This is a genomic window from Saccharopolyspora sp. NPDC002686 (assembly GCF_040295745.1).
GTDB classification, from domain to species: domain Bacteria; phylum Actinomycetota; class Actinomycetes; order Mycobacteriales; family Pseudonocardiaceae; genus Saccharopolyspora; species Saccharopolyspora oryzae.
On the sequence record NZ_JBEOVY010000380.1, the window covers coordinates 1 to 6986 of the forward strand.

The window sequence follows — 6986 nt, forward strand, 5'->3', positions numbered from 1 at the left end:
TGTCGCAGGTCGACGTGCTGGTGGCGATCCGGCGGGATTCCAGGAAGGCCACCAGGTCCCGGCGGTCGTAGGTGGCGTCGGGCAGGACGGTGAGGACGAATCCGAACCAGCTGGGGTCGCTGTCCGGGGTCGGCTCGGGCAGCAGGAGACCGGGCAGTCCGTCCAGCGCCTCCCGCATCCGCCGCCAGTTGCGGCGGCGGGCGTCGCCGAACTCCTCGATGCGGCTGAGCTGGGTCAGGCCCAGCGCGGCCTGCAGGTCGGTGGACTTCAGGTTGTAGCCGACGTGGGAGAAGATGTACTTGTGGTCGTAGCCGTGCGGCAGATCGCCCAGCTGCTGGTCGAACCGCTTGAAGCAGCGGTTGTCCTCCCCCGGCTCGCACCAGCAGTCCCGGCCCCAGTCGCGCAGCGACTCCACGATCCGCGCCAGCGCCAGGTTGTCGGTGAGCACGCAGCCGCCCTCGCCCATCGTGATGTGGTGCGCGGGGTAGAAGCTGACCGTGGCCAGGTCGCCGAACGTACCGGTCAGCTGCCCCCGGTAGGTCGAGCCGACCGCGTCGCAGTTGTCCTCGACCAGCAGCAGGCCGTGCTGCTCGGCGAGTTCGGCGATCTCGGCCACCGCGAACGGGTTTCCCAGCGAGTGCGCCATCATGATGGCCTTGGTGCGCGGGCCGATCGCGGCGGCGACGCGTTCCGGGGTGGTGTTGTAGGTGCCCAGCTCCACGTCGACGAAGACCGGGACGAGTCCGTTGTGGATGATCGGGTTCACGGTGGTCGGGAACCCGGCCGCCACGGTGATCACCTCGTCGCCCGGCACCAGGCGCGAGTCCTCCAGCTGGGGCGAGGTCAGGGCGCTGAGCGCGAGCAGGTTCGCCGACGAGCCCGAGTTCGTCAGGTGCGCTTTGCGCAGGGTGAACATCCGGGCGAACTCGCGCTCGAAGCGGCGCGAGCTGACGCCGGCGGCGATCCGCATCTCCAGCGCCGCCTCGACCAGCGCCACCCGGTCGTCCTCGTCCAGCGCGGCTCCGGAGGCCAGCACCGGGGTCACGCCGGGGACGAATTCGCCGCCGGCTCTGCTGCGGTGGTATTCGCGAACCTGGTCCAAGATCCGGGTCTTGTCGTCAGCCATGTCCTGTCGCCTCCTGTTTCCCGTGTTCCTGCGCCGTCACCGGTGGACCGGCTCGGATCCTGCTGGGCCTAGCTCGCCGCCAGCCGTCGGACGTCCGCCATCAGCGCGGCCCTGGTCCGGGTGGCCGCGACGCCGTGCTCCACGCCGTCCCGCACCGCCTGCAGGAACGCCGCGACGCTGTTGGCGACCTGGTCATCGGCCGGGAGCACCAGTTCTTCGCGCTCGGCGCGGTCGATGCGCACCACCGGCCGGTGGGTGGCCGGCGTGGTGAAGACGTGGTCGACCGAGATCCGCCCCGCGCTGCCCCACAGCTCGTAGCGGGATCCGTAGAAGTGGTCGAGCCCGAAGGTGAGGGTGGCGCTGATCCCGTCCGGGGTGCGCAGCAGCGCGCTGCCGGCCAGGTCGACGCCGAGTTCGTCGTCGTGGCGGAGGTGCGCTCCGACGACCCGCAGGCCACCGCCGAGGAAGAACTCGGCTGCGGCGATCGGATAGCCGCCGACGTCGATCAGCGCACCTCCGCCGAGCGGAGCTTGGTAGCGGATGTCGTCGTCCGGCCTGCGCGGGATCGCGAAGGCGGCGGAGAAGGCGTGCAGCGTCCCGATCGCTCCGCCTGCGACCAGTTCCCGCACCCGGGCGTGCTGTCCGTGGTGCGGGAACATGAAGTTCTCCATCAGCACGAGCCCGCGAGCCCGGGCCAGCGCGAGCAGGTCCTCAGTGGACTGCGAGGAGGTGGTGAGCGGTTTCTCGCAGAGCACGTGCTTGCCCGCGCGCAACGCGCGGCCGACCCATTCCGAGTGCAAGCCGGGCGGCAGCGGGACGTACACGGCGTCGACGTCGGCCCGGTCGAGCAAGCGCGAGTAGCCCTCGACCGGTTCTGCGCCGAAGAGGTCGGCGACCCGTTCCGCCTTCGCCCGCGAGCGGCTGGCCACCGCGGCGATCCGGACACCAGGTGCCGCCGCGAACGCGGGCAGCAACCGCCGGGTGGCGATGTCGGCGCATCCGAGCAGGCCGAGGGAGATCGTGGGCTGATCGACGGGCACTTCGTCCTCCTCGGTCCGGCGGGGTGCGGTCACGACCGGCTCAGCCGCGAGAAGAGCCGGTCGGCGAAGAGCAGCTGGTCCCCGTCGGCGAGGTCCACCGCGCGCACGAGGCCGACCAGGATCACGTGATCACCGGCGGCGTGCCGGCCGTGGACGTCGCACTCCAGGGCGACCACCGCTCCCTCCACGACCGGAAGCCCACCGGCGCTCGTGGTGAGCCCGTCCGCGGCGAACTTGTCCGCGCCCTTGCTGGCGAACGTGCGGGCGAGCTCCCCCTGGTCGTGGCGCAGCACGCTCACCGCGAACGAGTCGCAGTCGGCGAAGGCCTGGTAGCAGTTCGCCCCGTACGCCACGCACACCGAGATCAGCGGCGGGTCCAGGGACACCGACACCAGCGAGCCCGCGGTGAAACCCTGCGGCTCTCCCGCTTTGTCGAGCGTGGTGGTGATGGTGACCCCGGTCGGGAACCGGGCCATCGCCTGGCGGAGCCGGTCGGCGCCGACCACCGGCGTCCCGTCGTTCGGCTCACTCAACAGATGCCTCCTCTGCGCGCGAATCACGCTCGGGCCGGTCTTCGATCCTGGATTTCTGGTCTTGTCTTTGAAACGCCGGAGGCGTTTAGCCCACCCTCGGCGCTTGCACCGCCGCGGGTTCTCAGCGTTCGCCTGGCGAGGACGGCCAACCCGCCGTGTATTGGCATACATAAGGGTTGGCACCCGGAGTCCAGGCGGGCGCTGAGGTTCCGCCACCCGCACCGCCACGCAAAACGAGAGCTTCAGACAGGTTCTAAACCGGTTCTGGTACTCGATGGCCTACGTTCATGCAGGTGAGCAGGCATCTCGCGGCTACGTTGACGTAGTTGCCGTAGCGGACGAAGCCGACCAGCTGCTCCGGGGTCATCCACACGAAGTCCTCGGGCACCTCGGCCGGGAACGCCTCGTCGGTTTCGACCACGAGGTAGCGGTTCTCCGCGTGGTAGAACCGGCCGCCCTCCTCCGAGTGCACCACGTCGAGCAGCACCGACGAGGCCGGTGCCATCAGGACCTGGTCGAGGTAGCGGGGCCGCTGGGCGACCGGTGAGCCGCGGTAGTTCGACGGGATGCAGTTGACCGTGGGCGACATCTCGACGACGTCGGAGGTGCCGGCCTCGGTGCGGGCCTGTACCAGGACGTGGAAGACGCCGTCGATCCAGCGGCTCAGGAACGCGATGACCCCCCGGTCGCTGGGCTTGATCATCGGCTGCGACCAGCTCGACACCTCGCGGTTGCTGGCCTGCACGTCGACCCCGACCACGGTGAAGTACCGGTTGCTCTCGTGGCGGATCACCTCGGCGTCGCGGACCCAGCCGCCCACCTGCGCCAGCGGCAGCACCCGCCGGTCCAGCCGGTACCGGGAGCGGGCTTCGGTGAACCAGCTCAGCAGTTCCTCGGCGGGGTGGGCGGCCCGGCCGTCCAGACCGGGAGAACCACCGGGCCAGGACAGGAACGGGAGCCCGGACAGCACGGTCCGGGAGTCCATGTTCACCAGGTTGTCCTCGCGCAGCAGTTCGCCGAGCTGGTCGAAGGTCAGCCAGCAGAAGTCCTCGAGCAGCTCGACCTCGTCGGCGACCTCGACGATCATGTTCCGGTTGCGCTTGTTGAGGAACCAGGATCCCTGCTCGGACTGCAGCGCGTCGAAGACCACCCGGCCCCGGCGCGGGGCGACGAAGTACTCCAGGTACGGCACCGCGTTGCCTTGGTGGACCCGCATGTAGTTGCTCCGGGTCGCCTGCACCGTCGGCGAGAGCTGGATCATGTTGATGTTGCCGGGTTCCATCTTCGCCTGCATCAGGCAGTGCGGAACGCCGTCGAACTCCTTGACCAGGATGCCGAGGATGCCGATCTCCGGTTGCCGGATGATCGGTTGCGTCCAGGACTCCACCTCGCGGTGGTCGGTGACGACCTCCAGCCCCTCGATGGAGTAGAACCGCCCGCTGCGGTGCACGAGGTTGGTGTCGGCGTCGAAGTGCCATCCGTCGAGCTGGTCCAGCGGGGTGCGGGCGACGCGGTAGGCGTTCGCCCGGCTGCGGTCGGCGAACCAGTCGTGGAACGCCGAGATATCCCGGAACACGGTGCCTCCCTGCTCAGGTTCGCTTCATTCCGATCGGTCCCTCTCCTGCGCCAGGACTGCACCGAGGGTGCGGCACCGCGCTCGAAGCGAGCGGAAGTCCCGCTCGAGGGACGGTGGACGGCACGAGCTCCACCGGGTCTCGATCCGACCCCGGCAGCATCCGCCTGGCAGCGAGCGCCATGCCTGGAAAGGGGCGGACAATGAAGATCCTCGTCACCGGCGGGGCGGGTTTCATCGGTTCCCAGTACGTCCGGTCCGTGCTGGCCGATGACCACCCCGGCTGCGAAGGCGCCGGGGTGACCGTCGTCGACAAGCTGACCTACGCGGGGAGCACGGCGAACCTGCCGATGGGCGACCCGCGGCTGACCTTCGTGCGGGGCGACGTCTGCGATCAGGAGCTGCTCCTGCGCACCTTGCCCGGCCACGACGCGGTCGTCCACTTCGCCGCCGAGTCCCATGTGGACAGGTCGTTGACCGCGGCAGCGGATTTCGTGCGCACCAACGTGCTAGGCACCCAGACGCTGCTGGACTGCTGCCTCCACTCCGGGGTCCGGACCGTCGTGCACGTCTCCACCGACGAGGTGTACGGCTCCATCCCGCGGGGTTCGTGGACCGAGGAGGAGCCGCTGCTGCCGAACTCGCCGTACGCGGCGTCCAAGGCGGGCAGCGACCTGATCGCGCGCTCCTACTGGCGGACCCACGGGCTGGACGTGCGGATCACGCGGTGCAGCAACAACTACGGCCCGTACCAGCACGTCGAGAAGCTGATCCCGCTGTTCACCACGAACCTGCTCAGGGGAAGGCCCGTCCCGCTGTACGGCGACGGCCGCAACGTGCGGGAGTGGCTGCACGTGGAGGACCACTGCACCGCCATCCACCTCGTGCTCACCAAGGGCCGGGCCGGCGAGATCTACAACGTCGGCGGGGGAACCGAGCGCACGAACCTGCAGATCACCGAGAAGCTGCTGGAGCTGTGCGGCGCCGACCGGAGCCTGCTGCACCACGTCGAGGACCGCAAGGGGCACGACCTGCGCTACTCGATCGACGACTCGAAGATCCGCGCCGAGCTCGGGTTCGCCCCGCGCTGGAACTTCGAGGAGGGCTTGGCCCAGGTCGTCGAGTGGTACCGGGCGAATCCGGATCACTGGTCCAGCAACGAGAACCGCTGAGCGCAGAGCCCCTCCGATCGCGGGATCGGAGGGGCTCTGCGCTCAGCTGGTCGCCGCTCGGGCGAGCTCTTCGGCGAGGCGGGTGGTGTGCTCGGCCTTGCGGAAGCGTTCGTCGTCGATGATCCGGCGCAGGAAGTCGCCGGTCGTGCGCACCCGGTCGCCCTCGATCCGGAACTCCCCGATGGCCCGGCGCATCCGGCCGATGGCCTCCTCCCGGTCACGGCCCCACACCACGAGCTTCGCCAGCAGCGAGTCGTAGTTGGGCGGCACCTCGTAACCGGCGTGCGCGTGGGTGTCCACGCGGACGAACGGCCCGCCGGACGGGACGAATTCGCGCAGCAGCCCGGGTGTCGGCATGAAGTCGGCCGCCGGGTCCTCGGCGTTGATGCGGCACTCGATGGCCACACCGCGGCGCTGCACCTCGTCCTGGCCGAGCTCCAGCGCGTGGCCGGCCGCGATCCTGATCTGCTCGCGGACCAGGTCGATGCCGGTGACCACCTCGGTGACCGGGTGCTCGACCTGGATCCGGCAGTTGACCTCCATGAAGTAGAAGTCGCCGTCCTGGACCAGGAACTCGAACGTGCCGGCACCGACGTAGCCCGCAGCCCGGGCACCGGTGACGGCTGCGGCGCAGATGCGCTCGGCGAGGCCGTCGGGCAGGCGCGGCGCCGGCGTCTCCTCCACCAGCTTCTGGTGCCTGCGCTGCATCGTGCAGTCCCGCTCGCCGAGGTGGATCACGCGGCCGTGGCCGTCGGCCAGCACCTGGACCTCGACGTGCCTCGCCCGCTCCAGGTACTTCTCCACGTAGACCCGGCCGTCGCCGAACAGCAGCTGCGCGGTGGCCTGCGTCTGCCGGTAGGCCTCGGCGAAGTCCTCGCTGTACCGGACGATCCGCATCCCGCGCCCGCCACCACCGGCCGCAGCCTTGACGATGACCGGATATCCGATGCTGTTCGCGAGTTCCAGCGCGTCTTCGGGGGTGAGCGGGTCAACGCTGCCCGGCAGCAGCGGAAGCCCCGCCTGCACCATGGTCGCGCGCGCCGACGTCTTGTCACCGAGGCGCGCCATCACCGCGGCGGGCGGGCCGATCAGCGTGATCCCGGCGTTCTCGCAGGCATCGGCGAAGAAGGCGTCCTCGGACAGGAAGCCGTAGCCGGGGTGGATCGCTTCGGCACCCGTGCGCGCTGCGGCTTCCAGCACCGCCGCCGCGTTGAGGTAGCTGCGGGTCGGCGACGGCGGACCGATCTGCACCGACTCGTCCGCGGCGCGCACCGGGGCCGAATCGCGGTCCACTGTGGAGTGCACGGCGACGGTGCGGATGCCCAGTTCGTCGCAGCTGCGGATGACGCGCAGCGCGATCTCGCCCCGGTTGGCGACCAGTACCTTCTCGAACATCGCGCTCTCCGATCCATTGAGGTTGAACGCTCATCCGGCGTCCAGGGGCGTCAGCGGGCCGAGTCGCCGGAACCTCCGGTAGCGGTGTTCCACCAGCTCGCCGCCGTCCTGCCCGGCGAGATCGGCCAAGCCGGCGCACAGCGCGTC

General features: G+C 69.9%; 6 protein-coding genes. 1 reads left to right on the plus strand and 5 read right to left on the minus strand.

Annotated features, from left to right (window positions below; genetic code table 11):
* From rfbH to ABTZ89_RS33085, 4 genes are all read right to left on the minus strand, one after another.
* Window positions 1–1126: lipopolysaccharide biosynthesis protein RfbH (gene rfbH, locus ABTZ89_RS33070; protein ID WP_351052195.1), on the minus strand; the 1126-nt coding region annotated here is incomplete at its 3' end.
* Between the two features lie 68 nt (window positions 1127–1194).
* Window positions 1195–2166 (minus strand): Gfo/Idh/MocA family protein, encoded by a 972-nt coding sequence (locus ABTZ89_RS33075; RefSeq protein WP_351052198.1) that lies wholly within the window; start codon window positions 2164–2166, stop codon window positions 1195–1197.
* 29 nt (window positions 2167–2195) lie between these two features.
* Window positions 2196–2699: a flavin reductase family protein gene (locus ABTZ89_RS33080; protein WP_270947285.1), complete on the minus strand. Its 504-nt coding sequence runs from the start codon at window positions 2697–2699 to the stop codon at window positions 2196–2198.
* Between the two features lie 253 nt (window positions 2700–2952).
* A complete protein-coding gene (locus ABTZ89_RS33085; protein ID WP_351052201.1) occupies window positions 2953–4275 on the minus strand; it encodes an NDP-hexose 2,3-dehydratase family protein in 1323 nt (440 codons plus the stop codon).
* A 200-nt stretch (window positions 4276–4475) separates the two neighbouring features.
* Between ABTZ89_RS33085 and rfbB the strand changes: the two genes are divergently transcribed.
* Complete coding sequence (gene rfbB, locus ABTZ89_RS33090) at window positions 4476–5444, plus strand: dTDP-glucose 4,6-dehydratase (protein ID WP_351052204.1); 969 nt, start codon at window positions 4476–4478, stop codon at window positions 5442–5444.
* A gap of 42 nt (window positions 5445–5486) precedes the next feature.
* Here the strand turns inward: rfbB and ABTZ89_RS33095 are convergent, their stop codons facing one another.
* Complete coding sequence (locus ABTZ89_RS33095; protein WP_351052206.1) at window positions 5487–6839, minus strand: acetyl-CoA carboxylase biotin carboxylase subunit; 1353 nt, start codon at window positions 6837–6839, stop codon at window positions 5487–5489.
* Window positions 6840–6986: the final 147 nt, after the last annotated feature.